Source organism: Pseudomonas sp. GL_091, from assembly GCF_057837725.1.
Genome location: NZ_CM174451.1, coordinates 2,505,247 through 2,524,512, shown reverse-complemented (window position 1 = coordinate 2,524,512; position 19,266 = coordinate 2,505,247). Strand labels below are relative to the sequence as shown.

The window sequence follows — 19,266 nt, the reverse complement described above, 5'->3', positions numbered from 1 at the left end:
CGATCGTAAGAATTGTTTGCCGCGAGAGGTTTCGCCATGCTCCTCAAAGCCATTGTCATCTGGTCAATGCTGTCGATCATCATCGCCGCCGTGTTCTGTCGCCTGATGCATAACGCCAAGGTCGCCGACCGGGCGCTCAAGATCGCCAGGCCGGATCATGAGACTCATGAACGAAACGTTGGCAATGCGTCCATGCCCCAGGACAAAAGTGGCAGCGACGACTCGGATTACCACGCGGCCTGAGCCATTCAGGGCGCTCCCGCACTCAATAAAAAACCGGCTATTCCAGGCTGTGTGAAAACACGCTGATGACGGTTCCAACAAACGCCCCGACTTGTTCAGGGCGTTTGCTTTTGTGCTCACAGCAGACGAAAAAAGGCCTTTCAGCCCATCAACGCCATCATCTGGCGCACGCCTAACACGTTAATCGCTCTTTTCAGGTTGTAGGCGTTCACTGCCAAGGCCATTTCAGCTCTCGCGCCTTCAAGCTGTCGCAGCAAGAAGCGAGCATTACCAAATAACCACTGTTTAAGGTTGCCGAAGGGATGTTCGACGATGGATCTGCGGTTGACCATCATGTCGGGATGCGCCTGCATTCGCTGCTCCATTCGCTCGAATGCCTTTTCGTGCAGATGGCGTGAGAGGTATCGGCGCTGGGCTTCGGTGCATTGCGCTTTTAACGGGCAGCTTGCACAGTCGCTGAGCGCCGACTGGTAGATCCGGCCTTTGTTGCTGATCTGTTTAAAGATCAGCCATTTTCCGGCAGGGCATTGATATCGATCTTGCGACGCATCGTAGGCAAATGCTGTTCGATCGAAAAGTGCCTGTTCCTTGCCGCAGGAGTTGAGTGATCGCGCCACAGGCACATAAGCGGTGATGTTCTCATCCTCACATGCCTGGAACTGCTTGCCATTGGAGTAGCCCGCATCTGCAGTGACCGTCAGTTCATCTTGCGAAAGTTGTTCCTTGGCGGCCTTGGCCATCGGTTCAAGTTGCTTGCGATCATCGCTGTCCTGAGTCACTTCATGGTGCACGATCATGCAGTTCTCAGCGTCCACGGCTGTCTGTACGTTGTACCCGACCCGAGGCCCTTTGTGCGTTCGCAGCATTCGCGCATCGCTTTCGTGGGTATTGAATTGCTCAAGCTCCATCGATTTCATCAGCGCCTGGCACGTCAAGTTATTGGAATGCCTGACTTCAAGTTGCGTCAAAGTCGTTCTGATCGCACTACGGTTAATCTTTTCGCCGGCTTCGGTTTTATCTGCCTCGTCCAGCTCTGCCAAATATTGGGCGATGCGCTTCTCCAGCTTCTGCTCTTGATGTTGGAGCCGCTTCAAATTCGTATGACGCCGTGAAGAGGCGACCGCCTGAAACTTGCTGCCATCAATGGCCACCAACTCGCCGGTTATCAAACCCGCCGTGCGGCAAAACTGGACGAAGGCCCGGCACGTCGCGATGAAAGCGGGTTTGTTGTCTTTACGAAAGTCGGCGATGGTCTTGAAATCGGGCTTGAGTCGATTGATCAGCCACATCACTTCGATATTGCGCTGACACTCGGCTTCGAGGCGCCGTGATGAACGGATCCGCTGGAAATAACCGTAGAGGTAGAGTTTTAGCTGATCGGCTGGATCGTAAGAGGGCCGGCCGGTACTTTTAGGAAGTGCTTTATCAAAGCCCAGTCGCGCCAGATCCAGCTTGGCGACGTAAAGGTCGATAACGCGAACGAGGTGATCCTCGGGGATCAACTCTTCCAGCGAGACCGGAAATAGGCTGGTCTGACTGCGGGACTGTCCCTGGATGTAGGCCATAACGAAAAATGCTCCGTATCTTTCGATACGAAGCATTTTCTTTGAGTGCCGCGCAGATTGCTAGGTTTTCACACAGCCTGATTCAGCCGGTTTTTTTATGTCACTCAACAGCACTTCGGTCCGGCTTTACTGCCGTAACGGGCCTCCTGGCGTTCGCGGAAGAACGCCTCGTAGTCCATCACCGGTTTGTCCGGGTGTTTGGTCTGCATATGCTCGACGTAGTTGTCGTAGTCGGGCATGCCGACCATCAGGCGCGCGGCCTGACCAAGGTATTTACCCAGGCGACTCAAGTCATTGAACATGATCAGGCATCCGGCAGCGCGTGGAATGGCGCTTCCTTGTCCGTACGCTCCTTGGTGCCCCAGGCGGCAATACCGACCTTGAGCGCAAAGAACAGGATGCTGAACACCACGAACAGGAACAGCGCGGTCAGCGTTGCGTTGGTGTAGGCATTGAAGATCACGTGTTGCATCTGGTCAATGGTCTTGGCCGGGGCCAGCACCTGACCGTTGGCCAGGGCATCGCTGTATTTCTTCGCCAGGGCGAGGAAGCCGATCGCCGGGTTGGCATCGAACAGCTTGATGAAACCTGCGGTGGTGGTGCAGATCAGCAACCAGACCGCCGGCAGCAAGGTGACCCAGACATAACGCTGGCGCTTCATCTTGATCAGCACCACGGTGCCGAGCATCAGCGCGATACCGGCCAGCATCTGGTTGGAGATACCGAACAACGGCCACAAGGTGTTGATGCCGCCCAGCGGATCGATCACGCCCTGGTACAGCAGATACCCCCACATGGCCACGCAACCGGCGGTGGCGATCAGGTTGGCGGTCCAGGACTCGGTGCGACGCAGGGCCGGCACGAACGAGCCGAGCAAATCCTGGAGCATGAAGCGCCCGGCACGGGTACCGGCGTCGACCGCCGTCAGGATGAACAGCGCTTCGAACAGGATCGCGAAGTGGTACCAGAACGCCATGGTGTTCTCGCCCGGCAACACGTGGTGCAGGATCTGCGCGATCCCCACCGCCAGGGTCGGCGCGCCACCGGCACGGGCCAGGATGGTGGTTTCACCGATGTCGTGGGCTACGGCTTGCAGGGCTTCAGGGGTAATGGCGAAGCCCCAGCTGCTGACGGTTTGTGCAACGGCCACCGCATCGGCACCGACTACAGCAGCCGGGCTGTTCATGGCGAAGTACACACCCGGATCGATCACGGAAGCCGCGACCATGGCCATGATCGCCACGAAGGATTCCATCAGCATGCCGCCATAACCGATGTAACGGGCATGCCCTTCACTGGCGAGCAGCTTCGGCGTGGTGCCGGAAGCGATCAGCGCATGGAAACCCGACACCGCGCCACAGGCGATGGTAATGAACAGGAACGGGAACAGACCGCCCTTCCACACCGGGCCGGTGCCGTCGATGAACTGGGTCAGGGCCGGCATTTTCAGCTCGGGCATGGTCACCAGGATGCCAATGGCCAGGGCGACGATGGTGCCGATCTTCAAGAAGGTGGAGAGGTAATCACGGGGCGCCAGGATCAGCCACACCGGCAACACGGCTGCGACAAAACCGTAACCGATCAGCATCCAGGTGATCTGAAGACCGGTAAAGGTAAAGGCCTTGGCCCACACCGGGTCAGCGGCAATCTGCCCGCCCAGCCAGATCGAACCGAGCAGCAACAGCACGCCGATCACCGAGATCTCACCGATGCGGCCCGGGCGGATGTAGCGCATGTAGATGCCCATGAACATCGCGATCGGGATGGTCGCCATCACCGTGAAAATCCCCCACGGGCTCTCGGCCAGGGCTTTCACCACGATCAGCGCCAGCACCGCGAGGATGATGATCATGATCAGGAAGCAGCCGAACAGCGCGATGGTCCCGGGAATGCGGCCCATTTCCTCGCGGACCATGTCGCCCAGGGAGCGGCCATTGCGGCGGGTGGACATGAACAGGACCATGAAGTCCTGCACCGCACCGGCCAGTACCACGCCGGCGATCAGCCACAGCGTGCCGGGCAGGTAGCCCATCTGCGCCGCCAGAACCGGGCCGACCAGCGGACCCGCGCCGGCAATGGCGGCGAAGTGGTGACCGAACAGCACGTGTTTGTTGGTCGGCACGTAGTCCAGACCATCGTTGTTGAGCACAGCCGGCGTGGCCCGATTGGGATCGAGCTGCATCACTTTATTGGCGATGAACAGGCTGTAGTAGCGGTAGGCAACAAGGTAGATGGCGACGGCTGCGACTACGATCCACAGGGCGTTGATCGCTTCGCCGCGGCGCAAGGCCACGACACTCAGCGCAATCGCTCCCAGGACAGCCACGGCAAACCAGGCGAGGTGTTTAGCCAGACGGGGCATAGCGTGTCTCCTGCCGACAGCCAGTGACTGCGGCGGTAATTTTTATAATTGTGTCCGCGGTGCGGAGCTGGCCCAATATCTGCGCATGCCGTCCACAAATAAATCCGCGTTACTACGTACGTGGTGTCTACGTAGTTCTACGTAGATGAGCCGTTCCGACCCTGAATTCCACCGGTCACTCCGTCCAGCAACGCTACTCGGCCAGCTTGTCTTTGGCCTATGATGCCGACCTTCGCCTGATGCCAGAAACCTGTAGGAGCGAGCTTGCTCCGGGCGGCGTTCCGACGATGGGCTCAGGAACACCGCGCCTATCCCGCGAACATGCGTTTTCGTTAACGACCATCGCGAGCAAGCTCGCTCCTACAGGCCTTCGTTTCCCATCAGTTCGGGCAGGAGTCAACATGCAGCTCAAACACAAGATCGTCGCCCTCGGGATTCTGCCGCTGGTGCTGGCCATTGCCGTCATCTGCGCGCTGGTGATTTCCCTCAACCGTCAATTGGGCGATCAACAGGCGCAGTTGATCGAAGACAGCATTCTGGCGAGCAAGCGCGCGGAACTTAAAAACTACGTGGAAATGGCCCAGAGCCTGATCGCGCCGCTGTACGACGACGGCCACGGTGATGTCCACGCCCAGCAACAAGTGCTGGAAGAACTGCGCAAGCTCAGCTTCGGCATCAACGGCTACTTCTTCGTCTACGACCACGAAGGCCGCAGCCTGATGCATGCGCGCCAATCGGAATTGGTGGGCCAATACCTGTGGGACATGAAAGACCCCCACGGCCTGCCGGTGATCCAGGCGCTGCTGCAAAGCGCGCAATCCGGCGAAGGTTTTCAACGCTACGCCTGGAACAAACCCTCCTCCGGCCAGGTGACCGACAAGCTCGCCTACGTGGTGATGCTCGATCGCTGGGGCTGGATGCTCGGCACCGGCATCTACCTCGAAGACGTCGAGCGCGCCACCCAACAAGCCCGTGCCGAAGTGGCCATGGGCATCCGCAAGACCATGATGGCGATTGCCGTGGTCGCCCTGGTCGCGGTGCTGTTCGTGTTCGCCACCGGCATGACCCTCAATGTCAGCGAACATCGGCTGGCGGACAAGAAACTGCAGCGCCTGACCCAGCGCATTGTCAGCCTGCAGGAGGAAGAACGATCCCGGGTGTCCCGTGAACTGCACGACGGCATCAGTCAGGTGCTGGTCTCGATCAAGTTTCAGTTCGAACTGGCCAGCCATCTGCTGGAACGCGGACAAGCCCACGACAAGGGCTTGAACACGCTGAAAGAAGCCACAGAGCGCTTGGGCGATGCCATCGGCGAAGTCCGCAGCCTCTCCCATGACCTGCGCTCATCCTTGCTCGACACTCTCGGCCTGCCGGCGGCCATCGGCCAATTGGCTGCCGAATTCGAGCAGCGCAGCGGGCTGACCGTGACCTATGACGAAAATGAATTCGACTGCCAACTGGTCGACGGCGCGGCTGTTTCGCTGTTCCGCATTGTCCAGGAAGGCCTGACCAATATCGAACGCCATGCGCAGGCGAAGAACGTATCCATTACCCTGCGCGGTTGCGACGAATCCGTGCGGCTGACGGTGGTCGATGACGGCATCGGTTTCAACGTCGCCCAGGTCGAACGTCGTCAGGCGGGCATTGGCTTGCGTAACATCCGCGAACGCGTCGAACATTTTGGCGGACGCTTCGATTTGATCTCGATGCCGGGCAGAAGTGAGCTGGACGTACGGCTGCCAATGAAACCTGACGCAAAACCCTGAGCCGGCCCAAAACTACAAGAGTGAAACCTCCCATGAACCTGCCCTCCCCGATCCGCGTTGCCCTGGTCGACGATCACTCCCTGGTCCGCGACGGCATCAAGGCGCTGCTGGCGGTGATGTCGCCTTTGGAAATGGTCGGCGAAGCGGAAAACGGCGCCGAGGCCATCGAGATGGTCGGACGCTGCCAGCCCGACCTGCTGCTGGTCGACATCAGCCTGCCGGACATGAACGGCCTGGAGCTGACCCGCGTGCTGCGCAGCCAGTACCCGTCGCTCAAGGTGCTGGTGCTGAGCATGTACGACAATTACGAATACGTCAGTGAATCGGTGCGCTCCGGCGCCAGCGGCTACGTGCTGAAGAACGCCCCGTCACGGGAAATCATCGCCGCCATCGAAGCCATCAGCAGCGGCGGAACCTTCTACAGCGCCGAAATCGCCCAACGGCTGATCGCCGACAGGAACACCGACAACGAACTGACCCCGAGGGAAAGCCAGGTACTGTCGAAGATGGCGCAAGGGTTGAACAACAAGGAAATGGCGCGGGAGTTGGACATCAGTGTGCGCACGGTCGAAACCCATCGCCTGAGCATCCGCCGTAAACTCAACATTGACAAACCCGCAGCGCTGGTCAAATACGCCATTGATCACGGGATTATTTCGCGGTGATGGGCAAACCAATAACAGGCGTGCTCACACGGCCGATTTGAATCCGTTGAGCGACGCAGCTACCAGTATCAACTCCAGATCCGGTAAAACGCTTGGGATCCTCTGCCCATCCGAGGTGACTGGCCAAAAATTAACTACATTTCACGAGGCCAATGTAGGTAGCATCGGCCAATTGCCGCTTTGCAATGGGGTGGAAGCTCAAATGAGCCGTGAACACAACGTGTTGGCACTGTTGCTGATTGTTCCGCTATCGGGCTGCTCCAATGCCCCTTCGATTCCAGTTCTGGGGGCCTACTTCCCCGATTGGCTGTTCTGCATTCTCGCCGGCATGCTGCTGGCCTTTGTGCTTCAGGCACTGCTTGCACGGTCAGGTTACGCAGCCTGGCTGGTGCCGTCAGTTCTGACCTATCCGGTTTTGACCGCGTTGTTGTCGATGAGCACCTGGCTGCTGTTTTTCCAGAATTGATCGGGGACTTGCATCATGAGCGAATCCGCTGTGAACAAACTGCCCCGACGCTTGATCGTTCTCGTATTGCTCGGGTTGACGCTGGTGATGCTGCTGTGGGTGGTCTGGCGGTTGGACACCACCCCACGTACCGATGATGCCTACGTGTATGCCGACACCATAAACGTCACCCCCGAAGTGAGCGGCAGCATCGAAGAACTGGCCGTGCGCGAGAACCAGCAGGTGAAACAGGGAGACGTACTCCTGCGCATCGACGCGCGGGTGTATCAGGACGTGCTGGACCAGGCTCAGGCCTCACTGCAAGCGCTGAACAAGGAAATCATTCTGAGCCAGCGTCAGGTTGATGCCCAACAGTTCAACTCCGAAGCGGTGACAGCCAGTGTCGAACGCGCCAAGGCTGCCGCCGCGCAGAGTGCCGACACGCTGCGGCGCATGGAGCCCTTGCTGAAGCCTGGTTATGTCTCCGCGGAACAGGTGGATCAGGCCCGCACCGCCGCCAAGAGCGCTCGTGCCGAATTGAATGCGGCGCTGTTACAGGCCAAACAGGCTGCCGCGGCTGTCAGCGGGGTCGATGCACTGGTGAGCAAGCGCGCAGTGATACAAGCGGAGATAGCCCGCGCCGAGCTGGACCTGGAACACAGCGTGGTGCGTGCGCCCTTCGACGGGCTCATCGTCGGTTTAACCACCTCCAACGGCCAGTTCGCTGCCGCCGGTCACCCCCTCTTCAGCCTGATCGACACGCGTCGCTGGTACGTGGTGGCGAACTTTCGCGAGACCGAACTGGACAAGATCCGCAATGGCAGCCGCAGCACCCTCTACCTGATGGGCAACAGCGGCCGCACCTTCAGCGGTACCGTCGATTCCATTGGTTTCGGCGTGTTCCCGGATGACGGCGGCGCCCAGGCCGCAGGGCTGCCGAAGGTCGCTCGGACCATCAACTGGGTGCGGGTGGCACAGCGTTTTCCGGTACGCATCCGCGTCGACCAACCCGATCCGAACCTGTTCCGCATCGGCGCATCGGCGCATCGGCTGTAGTCTTGATCCATGCGGGTCAAGATGGGGACTCGCCGCAATGAGTGCTGCGCTAACCTGGGAGCGACGCTTCTGGCGCTTCCTTGACGCAGAGCTTGCGCCCTTTCCAGGACGTGGCAACGCACTGTTGCGTAACGTGTTGGCCTGCGCGCTGGTGATCATCCTCTCCATGAGCCTGGAAGTGCCGCTGCTGGCGCTGTCGCTGATCCTGGTGTTTTTCGTCAGCCAAAGTAACCTGGTGCTGACGCGCATGGCCGGCATCCTGTTCATGGTCAGCGCGACCATCGCCATCGGCATCGCCATCCTCCTGCTCAAGTTCACCTACGGCTACCCGTTGCTGCGCATCCTCTGCGCGAGCGCGGTGTTCCTCGTCAGTGTGTTCGCCATGCGCGCAACACGCCTCGGCCCGCTGTTTTTCGTGGTGGCCATCGTCACCATTTACGTGCAGAGCCTGGTGGACCTCACTGCACAACCGGAACTGCTGTTGCGTGGTTGCCTATGGGTGTGGATGGCGGTGGTCTACCCGACCCTGGTGACTTTGCTGGTGAACACCGTGTTGTTGCCCAAAGAGCCCCAGCGGCAATTGCGCGAAACGATGCGCAGGCAACTGGCACAGGTCGATGCGCGCTTGGCCGCGCTGGGTGAAGGGCATATGGAAACGGCGCGGATCAGCGCGGTGGAAGTCCAGCAAGGGGTGCTCAGCCTGCACAAACTCCTGAAGTTCGCCAGCATGCGCGCCCCCGTGAAGGAAACCCGGGAGATCGAACAACTGGCGTTGATCACCTGTGTTTCTCGTTTGTATGCGGCAGCTGCCGCGCTGAAGTCCAATGGCGACGACACCGAGGCCCTTGTGGCGTTGCGCCAGGATTGCGCGGCTCTGGCCGCAGCCATCGACACCGATAACCTGTCGCAACCGCCAGTACTGAGCAGTGAAGCCTTGCAACGGTTACTGGCCCCCCCGGCACTGGAAGAAATGCGCGACGCCTTGCGCGCCTTGGCCACTGTCGAACATGCCACGCCCTCCGGTGCTCCGACCGCCAAGGACCCCTTGCTCGTACGCGATGCTTTCAGCAACCCCAATTACCTGCGCTTCGCCTTCAAGACCTGGCTGGCCACGCTGATCTGTTACGTGTTCTACAACGGCGTGGACTGGCCGGGCATCCACACAGTGATGCTGACCTGCGTCATCATCGCCTTGCCCAGCCTCGGCGCCTCGACCCAAAAGGGCTTGCTGCGGATCGGCGGCTGTCTGATGGGCAGCGCGCTGGCGCTGCTGTGTATCGTTTTCGTTGTTCCGCACATCGAGACGCTGGTCGGCCTGCTGGCGATGAGCCTGCCGGTAATCGCCCTCGGCGCATGGGTCGCCGCGGGCTCCGAGCGCATCAGCTATGCCGGTCTGCAGATCATGTTTTGCTTCGCGCTGGCCCTGCTCGAACAGTTTGGCCCGAGCAACGACCTCACGGAAGTCCGCGACCGGTTGGTGGGCATCCTGATCGGCGTGCTGGTCAGCACTCTGGTGCACGGCGTGCTTTGGCCGGAAAGCGAAGGCGACAGTCTGCGCCGACGCCTGGCGGATGCCCTGCACGAGATCGCCGCGCTGTTGCGCCCACCGGCATTGGCACCGGGAGACCCATCTGACCGCCTGCACGAGCAGAGCCTGCGCAGTTGGCGCCAGCTCGCCGAGTGCGAGGCCATGCTGGCGCGGGTAGCCCTGGAGCCCGGCTGGCATCAGGGTGAGCATGAGGAGCTGACGCTGTTCACCCAGACGCTGCTCGCCAAGGCGCGGGAGGTCCTCCTGCTGACTGACCAATTGCAGCGCAATCGGGTAGTGCTCGAAGCACAGCTCCCGGCACCAACGCAGCGCTGGCTGGACGAGCAGCAACAGGAAATGAGTGACTGGCTGGAGCAATATGCCTTGCACCTGCAAACCCGGGGCACAGCGCTTGAGGCCTTGCCTGCGCTCGACGTTACGATGGCGGGAGTTGGCGTGAACGCCGAAGCCCTGTTGCATGGCCTGCGCACGTTGCACCACCTGCTGGATTCGCTACCGGACTGGCAACGCTATGAGCAGGGTGCCCTCTCGGAGCCGAGCCCATGAACAGACACGCTCATTGTGCATGGCTGCTCGGCCTGTGCCTGTTACTGGGTGGCTGTGCACTGATCCGCGAAGAAGGCCACCTGGCAGCGCAACGGGACCCGACAGAACTCCGTCTGGCTGACGACCTGCACCTGGCCCGTGAGGGTTGGCCAGAGGCGAGTTGGTGGAAGCGATACAACGATCCGCAACTGAACCAACTGATTGAAATGGCCTTCGCCCAAGCCCCCGGCATCGCGATCGCCCGCAGCCATATCGACCAGGCTCGGGCCCAGGCCGACACCGTGAAATCCTTGACGGGCGTGCAGGTCCAATTAATCGCACTGGTCAACCGCCAACACGTCTCCGCCAACGGCTTCCTCGGACCCTTCGCCCAGAATGAGCCCGCCCTCGGGCTCACCGGCCCTTGGTACACCGAGGGTGTGGTGGGTCTCGGCGGAGCCTACCAACTGGATCTCTGGGGACGCCAACGAGCCCAGGTCGACGCCGCCCTGGGGGTTCACAATGCGCGTCAGGCTGAAGAGGCCTGGGTCGAACTGGAGGTCTCGAGCAATGTGGCCATGCTGTATTTCCAGATCCAGACCGCACAGCAGCTACTCGACGACTTGCAACACATGTCGGCCATCACTGCCGAGGTGGTGGCCGCCCATCAGGCACGTATCGAGCGTGGTCTGGAGTCGCAGCCGCTGAAACAGCAGGCGTTGAGCAACCAGGCACTGATCGATCGCCAGGTGGTCTCCCTGCGCAGCCAGGTATGGCAACTGCGCGAGGCCATGCGCGCACTGCTCGGCGTGGGGGCCGACGTCACCTTGCCGCTGGCACCGCGCACGTTACCGGAGCACATTTATGGGGTGCCCGATAGCCTGGGTTACGAACTGTTGGCCAGGCGACCTGACCTGCAGGCCTTGCGATGGCTGGTGCAGGCGTCCTATTCGAACATCGACGCGGCCAAGGCGGCCTTCTACCCCAGCTTCGACATCAAAGCCTTTTACGGCGCCGACGCCCTGCACATGGGCGATTTGTGGGCCCATGGCAGCCGGCAGATCAACCTCATACCGGGGCTGACCCTGCCGATCTTCGACGGCGGCCGCCTCAATGCCGAACTGGCCACCGCCCGTAGCTTGAGCAATGGCCTGGTGTATCAGTACAACCAGGCCGTACTCGACGCCGTACGCGATGTCGCCGTGGCCGGCAGCAAGCAGCAGGGGTTGGAGACGCAGGAGCAACTGCAGCAATCGCGCATCGGCAATATGCGCTTCAATCGCGACAGTGCCACGGCGCATTATCAGCGCGGCCTGCTGGACAGGGTGACAGCGCTTGAGTCGAACCTGCCGCTGTTGGCCGAGCATAGCGGCCTTGCCTTGTTGCAGGGGCAGCGGCTGGAAAGCGAGATTGCCCTGATCAAGGCGCTGGGAGGTGGGTATCACTCCAGCAACGTCATTGCAGCGGATCATTGACTACGTCGATAGTCACCATTGATTCAATGAAGTTCTCTTAAAAAATCTCCGGCGTAACATCTGCTCCATACCCACCCAATAAGACCCGGAGCACACCATCATGAAACGCCAAACCATCCTCAGTATCGCTTTCTCGGTTTTTGCAGTGAACGCTTTTGCCGCTACTTCTGCTCAGCCTGTAGTCGCTGAAGGCGGCTCGGATCGTCTGATTGAAAGCCGTGTGGCCGAGGGTGGTTCCGATCGCCTGATCGAGAATCGTGTAGCGGCTGATGGTTCCGACCGTCTGATCGAGAATCGTGTAGCGGCTGATGGTTCTGATCACCTGAACGGCAACCGCGTTGCAGCTGACGGCTCCGATCACCTGAATGGCAACCGCGTTGCCGCTGACGGCTCCGATCACCTGAATGGCAACCGCGTTGCCGCTGACGGCTCCGATCACCTGAATGGCAACCGCGTTGCCGCTGACGGCTCCGATCACCTGAATGGCAATCGCGTCGCCGAAGGTGGTTCCGATCACCTGATCCAGAACCGCACTGCCTGAATGCTTGGCTTGACTGCGGTACCCAACGAAAAACCCGGCCTCATCAGCCGGGTTTTTTTATAAGTTTTTTTGCCCCCCCTCCCTTTTCATCGCCATCCGACCAGAAACTCATCCGAGGGGCTTGCGTCATCGGTATTATGGTATACCATCAGACGCACAGACACCCAAACCTCTACGGAGCAGCTCATGAGTTTCGAAATCCGCAAGATCGTCAGCTATGTCGAAGAAACCTTTATTGAAGGCGGCAAAGCCACCGATAAGCCCGTGACCATGGTCGGTCTGGCCGTGGTGATGAAGAACCCCTGGCTGGGCAACGGTTTCGTCGAAGACCTGAAACCACAGATCCGCGCCAACTGCTCCGACCTCGGCGCGCTGATGGTCGAGCGCCTGGTGGGCATCATTGGCGGAGCCGAGAAAATCGAGGCTTACGGCAAGGCTGCGGTGGTCGGCGCCGACGGCGAAATCGAACACGCTTCGGCGGTGATCCACACCCTGCGCTTCGGCAACCATTACCGCGAAGCGGTCAAGGCCAAGAGCTACTTGAGCTTCACCAACAAGCGCGGCGGCCCGGGCACCTCGATCCAGATCCCGATGATGCACAAGGACGACGAAGGCCTGCGTTCGCACTACATCACCCTGGAAATGCAGATCGAAGACGCCCCGCGTGCCGACGAAATCGTCGTGGTCCTGGGTTGCGCCGACGGCGGCCGCCTGCACCCGCGCATCGGCAACCGCTACATCGACCTGGAAGAACTGGCAGCCGAAAAAGCCCAGTAACCGGCCAGCAGAACGACAACAAGAAGGCATTGCAGGAGCGCTCCATGATTCGGCTCACCGCTGAACTCACCCCGGCTGGCACCAGTTACCTGGCGACCGGCCAAGGCCAGCCCGTGGTCTTGATCCACGGCGTGGGCCTGAACAAAGAAATGTGGGGCGGCCAGATCGTTGGCCTGGCCACGCAGTACCGCGTCATCGCCTACGACATGCTCGGCCATGGCGCCAGCCCGCGCCCGGAAAGCGGCACGCCGCTGCTCGGCTATGCCGACCAGTTGCTGGAGTTGCTCGACCACCTGCAATTGCCCAAGGCAACGGTGATCGGCTTTTCCATGGGCGGGCTGGTGGCGCGGGCCTTTGCCCTGCACTACCCGCAACGCCTGGAAGGCCTGGTGGTGCTCAACAGTGTGTTCAACCGCAGCGCCGAACAGCGCGCGGGGGTCATCGCCCGCACCAGCCAGGCCGCCGAACACGGGCCGGACGCCAATGCCGAAGCGGCGCTGTCGCGCTGGTTCAGCCGCGAATACCAGGCGGCGAATCCGGCGCAGATCGCCGCGATTCGCCAGACCCTGGCCGGCAATGACCCGCAGGGTTACCTGACCACTTATGAACTGTTCGCCACCCAGGACATGTACCGCGCCGACGACCTGGCCAGCATCCAGGTGCCGACGCTGATCGCCACCGGCGAACTGGACCCCGGCTCGACCCCGGAAATGGCCAGACAACTGGCCGAACGCATTCCCGGTGCGACCGTTGCCGTGCTCGCCGAGCAACGGCATATGATGCCGGTAGAGTCGCCGCGCCTGGTCAACCAGCTGTTGCTGGAGTTTCTGCAGACCGCGCACTCCAAACAAAACCAGATCAAGGGGATCGTTGCATGACACTCGCACGCTTCCAGATGTGCATCGGCGGTGAATGGGTCGATGCCCTGTCCGGCAAGACCTTCGAAAGCCTCAACCCGGCGCTGGCCGAGCCTTGGGCCGAACTGCCCGATGCCGACGAAGCCGACGTCGAGCGCGCCGTACAAGCTGCGCAAACCGCTTTCGACAGCCCGGCATGGCGCGGTTTGACCGCCACCGCTCGCGGCAAATTGCTGCGACGCCTGGGCGACCTGATCGCCGAGAACAAAGAACAACTGGCGCAGCTGGAAAGCCGCGACAACGGCAAGCTGATCCGCGAAACCCGTGGCCAGGTTGGCTATCTGCCGGAGTTCTTCCACTACACCGCAGGCCTGGCGGACAAGCTCGAAGGCGGCACCCTGCCGCTGGACAAGCCGGACCTGTTTGCCTACACCGTGCACGAAGCCATGGGCGTGGTCGCCGCGATCATTCCGTGGAACAGCCCGCTGTACCTGACCGCGATCAAACTCGCCCCGGCCCTCGCGGCGGGCAACACCATCGTGATCAAGCCGTCGGAACACGCCTCGGCGACCATCCTCGAACTGGCGCGCCTGGCGCTGGAAGCCGGGATTCCGCCAGGGGTGGTCAACGTCGTCACCGGTTACGGCCCGAGCACCGGCGCCGCCCTCACCCGCCATCCGCTGATCCGCAAGATCGCCTTCACCGGCGGCGCGGCCACGGCGCGGCATGTGGTGCGCAGCAGCGCGGAGAACTTCGCCAAACTGTCGCTGGAACTGGGGGGTAAATCGCCGAACATCATCTTCGCCGACGCCGACCTCGACAGCGCGATCAACGGCGCCATCGCCGGGATCTATGCCGCCTCCGGGCAGAGCTGCGTGTCCGGTTCGCGCTTGCTGGTGCAGGACGAGATCTACGACGAGTTCGTCGGTCGTCTGGTGGAACGCGCCCAGCGCATCCGCATCGGCAACCCGCAGGACGACAGCAGCGAAATGGGCCCGATGGCCACCGCGCAGCAACTGGCCGTGGTCGAAGGCCTGGTGGCCGATGCCATCGCCGAAGGTGCGCGCCTGCGCCTGGGCGGCAAGCGTCCGGAGAATCTGGGCGATGGCTGGTTCTACGAACCGACGCTGTTCGAATGCGACCGCAATTCGATGAAGATCATGCAGGAAGAAGTCTTTGGCCCGGTGGCCTCGGTCATCCGTTTCAAGGACGAAGCCGAAGCGCTGGCGATTGCCAACGACTCGCAGTTCGGCCTCGCGGCCGGCATCTGGACCCGCGACCTGGGCCGCGCCCATCGCCTGGCCCGGGACGTGCGTTCGGGGATCATCTGGGTCAACACCTACCGCGCAGTCTCGGCCATGGCGCCGATCGGCGGTTTCAAGAACAGCGGCTATGGACGCGAAAGCGGCATCGATTCGGTGCTGGCCTACACCGAGCTGAAAACGGTGTGGATCAACCTGTCCCAGGCGCCTATGCCTGATCCCTTCGTGATGCGCTAGGAGTCCTGGAAAATGATCGAACCCGGCATTTACAAAGACGTGATGAGCTCGTTCCCGTCCGGGGTCACGGTGGTCACCACCCTCGACCCGGACGGCGGCATCGTCGGCATCACCGCCAGCGCCTTCAGTGCGTTGTCGATCGACCCGGCACTGGTGCTGTTCTGCCCCAACTACGGCTCCGACACCTACCCGGTACTGCGCGACAGCAAGCAGTTTGCGATTCATCTGCTGTCCGCCGACCAGACCGCCGAAGCCTATGCCTTCGCCGGTAAAGGCAAGGACAAGGCCAAAGGTATCGAGTGGCACCTGAGCGATCTGGGTAACCCGATCCTCGCCAAGGCCACGGCGATCATCGAGTGTGAACTGTGGCGCGAATACGACGGAGGTGATCACGCGATCATCGTCGGCGCGGTGAAGAACCTGATCCTGCCCGCGCAACCGGTCACGCCGATGATCTACCACAAAGGCAAGCTGGGGCCGCTGCCCACCCTGGCCTGATGCATAGTTTTTTGTAGGAGCGAGCTTGCTCCGGGCGGCGTTCCGACGATGGTCGTGAACGATAACGCGTGCTGACTGACAGCCCTTGGCGTTCTCGGTTTTTTCGCGAGCAAGCTCGCTCCTACAGGTAATCCCCCTTTTTTCAGGAGCCGGCATGAGCCCAGCAGCCTCGTTACTGTTCCGCCAGCAAGCCTTCATCAACGGCCAATGGCTGGACGCGCCGGATGGCGCCTGTCAGGACATTTTCAACCCGGCCACCGGAGAACTCATCGGCCGGGTGCCGAACCTCGGCGCCGAACACGCACGCCTGGCTATCGAGTCCGCCGACAAGGCCTGGCCGGCCTGGCGCGCACTGACCGCCAAGGAGCGCAGCAATACGCTCAAACGCTGGCATGCCTTGATGCTGGAGAATGCCGACGCCCTGGCACAAATCCTCACCCTCGAACAAGGCAAGCCACTGGCTGAAGCCAAAGGCGAAATCCTCTACGCCGCGAGCTTCATCGAGTGGTTCGCCGAAGAGGCCAAGCGCATCTACGGCGACACCATTCCCAGCCACAAGGGCGACGCACGCATCGTGGTCAGCAAGGAGCCGATTGGCGTCGTCGCCGCCATCACGCCGTGGAACTTCCCGGCGGCGATGATCACCCGCAAGGCCGGCCCGGCGCTGGCGGCCGGCTGCCCGTGCATCGTCAAACCGGCGCCGGAAACGCCGTTCTCGGCACTGGCCATGGCCGCACTGGCGGAACAGGCTGGCATACCAGCGGGCATTTTCAACGTGATTACCGGCGACGCCATCGCCATCGGTGGCGAGCTGACCAGCAGCAGCCTGGTGCGCAAACTGTCGTTCACCGGCTCCACCGCCATCGGCAAGCTGCTGATGGCCCAGTGCGCGCCGACCCTGAAAAAAGTCTCGCTGGAACTGGGCGGTAACGCGCCGTTCATTGTCTTCGATGACGCCGATCTGGAACGTGCCGTTGAAGGCGCGCTGATCGCCAAATTCCGCAACGCCGGGCAGACCTGCGTCTGCGTCAATCGCTTCCTGGTGCAGGACGGCATCCACGACGCCTTTGTCGCACGCCTGGCCGAGCGGGTTTCGCAACTCAAGGTCGGCAGCGGTTTCGATGATGGCGTCACCCAAGGGCCGCTGATCAACGAGCGTGCCGTGGCCAAGGTCGAAGACCACGTGCAAGACGCACTGGCCCAGGGTGCACGACTGCTGTGCGGCGGCGAACGCCATGCGTTGGGCAACGGCTTCTTTCAGCCAACCGTTTTGGCGGGCGTTACCACGCAAATGAAAGTCGCCCAAGAAGAAACCTTCGGCCCGCTGGCAGCGGTGTTCCGTTTCGACACCGAGGCCCAAGCCGTCGAGATGGCCAACGACACCGAATTCGGCCTCGCCGCCTACTGCTACACCCGCGACCTGGGCCGCGCCTGGCGCATGAGCGAGGCGCTGGAATACGGCATGGTCGGGATCAACGAAGGGCTGATTTCCACCGAAGTCGCGCCATTCGGCGGCATCAAGTCCTCAGGGCTGGGCCGTGAAGGGTCGAAATACGGCATCGAGGATTACCTGGAACTCAAATACACCTTGATGGGCGGCCTCTGAGCCCACGGGAGCTACGCAAATGAACAACGAAAAGTATGAAAAAGGCCTGAAGATCCGCACCCAGGTGCTGGGTGAGGCCTACGTCAATCGTTCCATCGAGAACGCCGACGACTTCACCCGACCGTTGCAGGAAATGGTCACCGAGTATTGTTGGGGTCATGTCTGGGGTCGTGAGGGTTTGTCGCTCAAGGAGCGCAGCATGATCAACCTGGCGATGATCTCGGCCCTCAACCGGCCCCATGAACTCAAGCTGCATGTGCGCGGCGCCTTGCGTAACGGCCTGAGTCGTGAGCAAATACGCGAAATACTGCTTCAGGTCGGCATTTATTGCGGTGTCCCCGCTGCCGTAGACAGTTTCCGGCTCGCCCGTGAAGCCTTCGCCGAAGCCGATGCCGAGGCCTCCAGTTAACCCTTGGCTGTTTGATCCGACCGAGCACATGGATTCCCGTAATCGAAGTGCTCTTTTTGCATGGACAGCCACAATCAGAGCGGACCCCATGAAACGCCTGCCACTCGACGACAGCTTCAAGGTCAATCGCAACCCCGTTACCCTGCGCGAAATCGTGCTGGATAAACTGCGAAGCGCCATCATGAACTTCCAGCTCCTGCCGGGAGACCGTCTGGTCGAACGCGATCTGTGCGATCGCCTGGGCGTCAGCCGTACTTCCGTGCGCGAAGCCTTGCGTCACCTGGAATCCGAAGGCCTGGTGGAATTCGCCGACGCCAAGGGCCCGCGTGTCGCGATCATCACCCTGGCCGATGCCGTGGACATCTACGAGCTGCGCTGCGTACTCGAAGGGCTGATCGTTCAACTGTTCACCCTGCGCGCCAAGGCCAAGGACATCAAGGCCCTGGAAAAAGCCCTCGAAGAAAACCGCAAGGCGTTGAAAGACGGCGAGCTGCAACAGGTCATCGACTCGGTGCAGGGTTTCTACGATGTGCTGCTCGAAGGCTCGGGCAACCATGTCGCGGCCACTCAGCTGCGCCAGTTGCAGGCACGCATCAGCTACCTGCGCGCGACCTCGGTGTCCCAGGAAAACCGTCGCGGCGCCAGCAACCAGGAAATGGAGCGTATGGTCGAGGCGATCAAGGGCGGTGACCCGCTGGCCGCCCACCAGGCGTGCGTCGACCACGTGCGTGCAGCCGCGGCCGTGGCCCTGGACTACCTCAAGCGCAAGCAGGAAGAAACCGGCGACATCCCGGCGATCACCCTGCCCATCGCGCTGAAAGAACCGCGCATAGGTCGCTGAAATGTTCAGCCCGAGCTTTTGCCCCAAGTGCGGCAGTGCTGACCTCAGTCAGCAGCTGCCGCCGGGCGATACGCACGAGCGCCTGATGTGCCGCGGTTGCGGCTACATCCATTACGTCAATCCGAAGATCATTGCCGGCTGCATCATCGAGCAGGACGGCAAGTACCTGTTGTGCCAACGCGCGATTCCGCCGCGCCCGGGCACCTGGACGCTGCCGGCGGGCTTCATGGAAAGCGGCGAGACCACCGAGCAGGCGGCCTTGCGCGAGGTCTGGGAAGAAAGCGGCGTGCGTGCGGAAATCGTCTCGCCCTATTCGATCTTCAGCGTGCCGCAGATCAGCGAGGTGTACATCATCTTCCGCGCCATCGCGCTGGAGATTACCGGGCAGTACGGGCCGGAAACCCTCGACTACAAGTTCTTCGCGCCTGAGGACATTCCTTGGGACAGCATCTATTATCCGGCGATCCGGCAGATCCTTGAGCGCTATATCGAGGAGCGTCAGGCTGGGGTGTATGGCATCTACATGGGCAATGACGACAGCGGGAAGATTCACTTTATTCGCTGATAGTCTTTGCTTTTGATCGTGT

At 61.2% G+C, this 19,266-nt stretch carries 19 protein-coding genes; 16 read left to right on the top strand and 3 right to left on the bottom strand.

Annotation, left to right across the window (positions count from 1 at the left end; translation table 11 throughout):
- The first annotated feature begins 36 nt into the window (after positions 1-36).
- Positions 37-243 (top strand): hypothetical protein, encoded by a 207-nt coding sequence (locus AC3ITY_RS11555; protein ID WP_489309177.1) that lies wholly within the window; start codon positions 37-39, stop codon positions 241-243.
- A 140-nt stretch (positions 244-383) separates the two neighbouring features.
- Here the strand turns inward: AC3ITY_RS11555 and AC3ITY_RS11550 are convergent, their stop codons facing one another.
- From AC3ITY_RS11550 to AC3ITY_RS11540, 3 genes are all read right to left on the bottom strand, one after another.
- Positions 384-1,808 (bottom strand): IS1182 family transposase, encoded by a 1,425-nt coding sequence (locus AC3ITY_RS11550; RefSeq protein ID WP_489305654.1) that lies wholly within the window; start codon positions 1,806-1,808, stop codon positions 384-386.
- Between the two features lie 104 nt (positions 1,809-1,912).
- Entirely contained in the window at positions 1,913-2,110 is a 198-nt protein-coding gene (locus tag AC3ITY_RS11545; RefSeq protein ID WP_007976534.1) for a YbdD/YjiX family protein, read from the bottom strand.
- Between the two features lie 2 nt (positions 2,111-2,112).
- Positions 2,113-4,170: a carbon starvation CstA family protein gene (locus tag AC3ITY_RS11540; RefSeq protein WP_489309175.1), complete on the bottom strand. Its 2,058-nt coding sequence runs from the start codon at positions 4,168-4,170 to the stop codon at positions 2,113-2,115.
- Positions 4,171-4,571: 401 nt separating this feature from the next.
- Between AC3ITY_RS11540 and AC3ITY_RS11535 the strand changes: the two genes are divergently transcribed.
- From AC3ITY_RS11535 to AC3ITY_RS11465, 15 genes are all read left to right on the top strand, one after another.
- Entirely contained in the window at positions 4,572-5,936 is a 1,365-nt protein-coding gene (locus AC3ITY_RS11535) for a cache domain-containing protein (protein WP_489309173.1), read from the top strand.
- Positions 5,937-5,968: 32 nt separating this feature from the next.
- A complete protein-coding gene (locus AC3ITY_RS11530; RefSeq protein ID WP_223458262.1) occupies positions 5,969-6,601 on the top strand; it encodes a response regulator in 633 nt (210 codons plus the stop codon).
- A 202-nt stretch (positions 6,602-6,803) separates the two neighbouring features.
- Entirely contained in the window at positions 6,804-7,067 is a 264-nt protein-coding gene (locus AC3ITY_RS11525) for a YtcA family lipoprotein (protein WP_223458264.1), read from the top strand.
- Positions 7,068-7,082: 15 nt separating this feature from the next.
- Entirely contained in the window at positions 7,083-8,102 is a 1,020-nt protein-coding gene (gene mdtN / locus AC3ITY_RS11520) for a multidrug transporter subunit MdtN (RefSeq protein ID WP_489309170.1), read from the top strand.
- Between the two features lie 37 nt (positions 8,103-8,139).
- On the top strand, positions 8,140-10,197 hold the full coding sequence (locus tag AC3ITY_RS11515; RefSeq protein WP_489309168.1) for an FUSC family protein: 2,058 nt from the start codon (positions 8,140-8,142) through the stop codon (positions 10,195-10,197).
- Positions 10,194-11,651 (top strand): efflux transporter outer membrane subunit, encoded by a 1,458-nt coding sequence (locus tag AC3ITY_RS11510; RefSeq protein WP_489309166.1) that lies wholly within the window; start codon positions 10,194-10,196, stop codon positions 11,649-11,651. The genes AC3ITY_RS11515 and AC3ITY_RS11510 overlap by 4 nt, the downstream gene beginning before the upstream one ends.
- A gap of 100 nt (positions 11,652-11,751) precedes the next feature.
- Positions 11,752-12,192 carry a hypothetical protein gene (locus tag AC3ITY_RS11505; RefSeq protein ID WP_489309164.1) on the top strand — a complete coding sequence of 147 codons (441 nt, stop codon included), beginning with the start codon at positions 11,752-11,754 and terminating at the stop codon, positions 12,190-12,192.
- A 186-nt stretch (positions 12,193-12,378) separates the two neighbouring features.
- Positions 12,379-12,969 carry an amino acid synthesis family protein gene (locus AC3ITY_RS11500; RefSeq protein WP_007978708.1) on the top strand — a complete coding sequence of 197 codons (591 nt, stop codon included), beginning with the start codon at positions 12,379-12,381 and terminating at the stop codon, positions 12,967-12,969.
- Positions 12,970-13,013: 44 nt separating this feature from the next.
- Positions 13,014-13,847 (top strand): alpha/beta fold hydrolase, encoded by an 834-nt coding sequence (locus AC3ITY_RS11495; protein ID WP_489309161.1) that lies wholly within the window; start codon positions 13,014-13,016, stop codon positions 13,845-13,847.
- Positions 13,844-15,325: an aldehyde dehydrogenase gene (locus tag AC3ITY_RS11490; RefSeq protein WP_056723954.1), complete on the top strand. Its 1,482-nt coding sequence runs from the start codon at positions 13,844-13,846 to the stop codon at positions 15,323-15,325. Before AC3ITY_RS11495 ends, AC3ITY_RS11490 begins: the two co-directional genes overlap by 4 nt.
- Before the next feature lie 12 nt (positions 15,326-15,337).
- On the top strand, positions 15,338-15,823 hold the full coding sequence (locus tag AC3ITY_RS11485; protein WP_489309159.1) for a flavin reductase family protein: 486 nt from the start codon (positions 15,338-15,340) through the stop codon (positions 15,821-15,823).
- A gap of 154 nt (positions 15,824-15,977) precedes the next feature.
- Entirely contained in the window at positions 15,978-17,429 is a 1,452-nt protein-coding gene (locus AC3ITY_RS11480) for an NAD-dependent succinate-semialdehyde dehydrogenase (RefSeq protein WP_489309157.1), read from the top strand.
- Between the two features lie 19 nt (positions 17,430-17,448).
- Positions 17,449-17,838: a carboxymuconolactone decarboxylase family protein gene (locus tag AC3ITY_RS11475; RefSeq protein WP_007991919.1), complete on the top strand. Its 390-nt coding sequence runs from the start codon at positions 17,449-17,451 to the stop codon at positions 17,836-17,838.
- Positions 17,839-17,926: 88 nt separating this feature from the next.
- Positions 17,927-18,679, top strand: coding sequence for a GntR family transcriptional regulator (locus AC3ITY_RS11470; protein WP_015095667.1), 753 nt, complete (start codon positions 17,927-17,929; stop codon positions 18,677-18,679).
- 1 nt (position 18,680) lies between these two features.
- Positions 18,681-19,244 (top strand): NUDIX hydrolase, encoded by a 564-nt coding sequence (locus tag AC3ITY_RS11465; protein ID WP_489309155.1) that lies wholly within the window; start codon positions 18,681-18,683, stop codon positions 19,242-19,244.
- Positions 19,245-19,266 lie beyond the last annotated feature (22 nt).

What these genes read in the sequence shown, in the direction of transcription:
- AC3ITY_RS11555 (WP_489309177.1), top strand. Translation starts at nt 37, where the DNA reads ATGCTCCTCAAAGCCATTGTCATCTGGTCAATGCTGTCGATCATCATC.
- AC3ITY_RS11550 (WP_489305654.1), bottom strand. Translation starts at nt 1,808, where the DNA reads ATGGCCTACATCCAGGGACAGTCCCGCAGTCAGACCAGCCTATTTCCG.
- AC3ITY_RS11545 (WP_007976534.1), bottom strand. Translation starts at nt 2,110, where the DNA reads ATGTTCAATGACTTGAGTCGCCTGGGTAAATACCTTGGTCAGGCCGCG.
- AC3ITY_RS11540 (WP_489309175.1), bottom strand. Translation starts at nt 4,170, where the DNA reads ATGCCCCGTCTGGCTAAACACCTCGCCTGGTTTGCCGTGGCTGTCCTG.
- AC3ITY_RS11535 (WP_489309173.1), top strand. Translation starts at nt 4,572, where the DNA reads ATGCAGCTCAAACACAAGATCGTCGCCCTCGGGATTCTGCCGCTGGTG.
- AC3ITY_RS11530 (WP_223458262.1), top strand. Translation starts at nt 5,969, where the DNA reads ATGAACCTGCCCTCCCCGATCCGCGTTGCCCTGGTCGACGATCACTCC.
- AC3ITY_RS11525 (WP_223458264.1), top strand. Translation starts at nt 6,804, where the DNA reads ATGAGCCGTGAACACAACGTGTTGGCACTGTTGCTGATTGTTCCGCTA.
- mdtN (WP_489309170.1), top strand. Translation starts at nt 7,083, where the DNA reads ATGAGCGAATCCGCTGTGAACAAACTGCCCCGACGCTTGATCGTTCTC.
- AC3ITY_RS11515 (WP_489309168.1), top strand. Translation starts at nt 8,140, where the DNA reads ATGAGTGCTGCGCTAACCTGGGAGCGACGCTTCTGGCGCTTCCTTGAC.
- AC3ITY_RS11510 (WP_489309166.1), top strand. Translation starts at nt 10,194, where the DNA reads ATGAACAGACACGCTCATTGTGCATGGCTGCTCGGCCTGTGCCTGTTA.
- AC3ITY_RS11505 (WP_489309164.1), top strand. Translation starts at nt 11,752, where the DNA reads ATGAAACGCCAAACCATCCTCAGTATCGCTTTCTCGGTTTTTGCAGTG.
- AC3ITY_RS11500 (WP_007978708.1), top strand. Translation starts at nt 12,379, where the DNA reads ATGAGTTTCGAAATCCGCAAGATCGTCAGCTATGTCGAAGAAACCTTT.
- AC3ITY_RS11495 (WP_489309161.1), top strand. Translation starts at nt 13,014, where the DNA reads ATGATTCGGCTCACCGCTGAACTCACCCCGGCTGGCACCAGTTACCTG.
- AC3ITY_RS11490 (WP_056723954.1), top strand. Translation starts at nt 13,844, where the DNA reads ATGACACTCGCACGCTTCCAGATGTGCATCGGCGGTGAATGGGTCGAT.
- AC3ITY_RS11485 (WP_489309159.1), top strand. Translation starts at nt 15,338, where the DNA reads ATGATCGAACCCGGCATTTACAAAGACGTGATGAGCTCGTTCCCGTCC.
- AC3ITY_RS11480 (WP_489309157.1), top strand. Translation starts at nt 15,978, where the DNA reads ATGAGCCCAGCAGCCTCGTTACTGTTCCGCCAGCAAGCCTTCATCAAC.
- AC3ITY_RS11475 (WP_007991919.1), top strand. Translation starts at nt 17,449, where the DNA reads ATGAACAACGAAAAGTATGAAAAAGGCCTGAAGATCCGCACCCAGGTG.
- AC3ITY_RS11470 (WP_015095667.1), top strand. Translation starts at nt 17,927, where the DNA reads ATGAAACGCCTGCCACTCGACGACAGCTTCAAGGTCAATCGCAACCCC.
- AC3ITY_RS11465 (WP_489309155.1), top strand. Translation starts at nt 18,681, where the DNA reads ATGTTCAGCCCGAGCTTTTGCCCCAAGTGCGGCAGTGCTGACCTCAGT.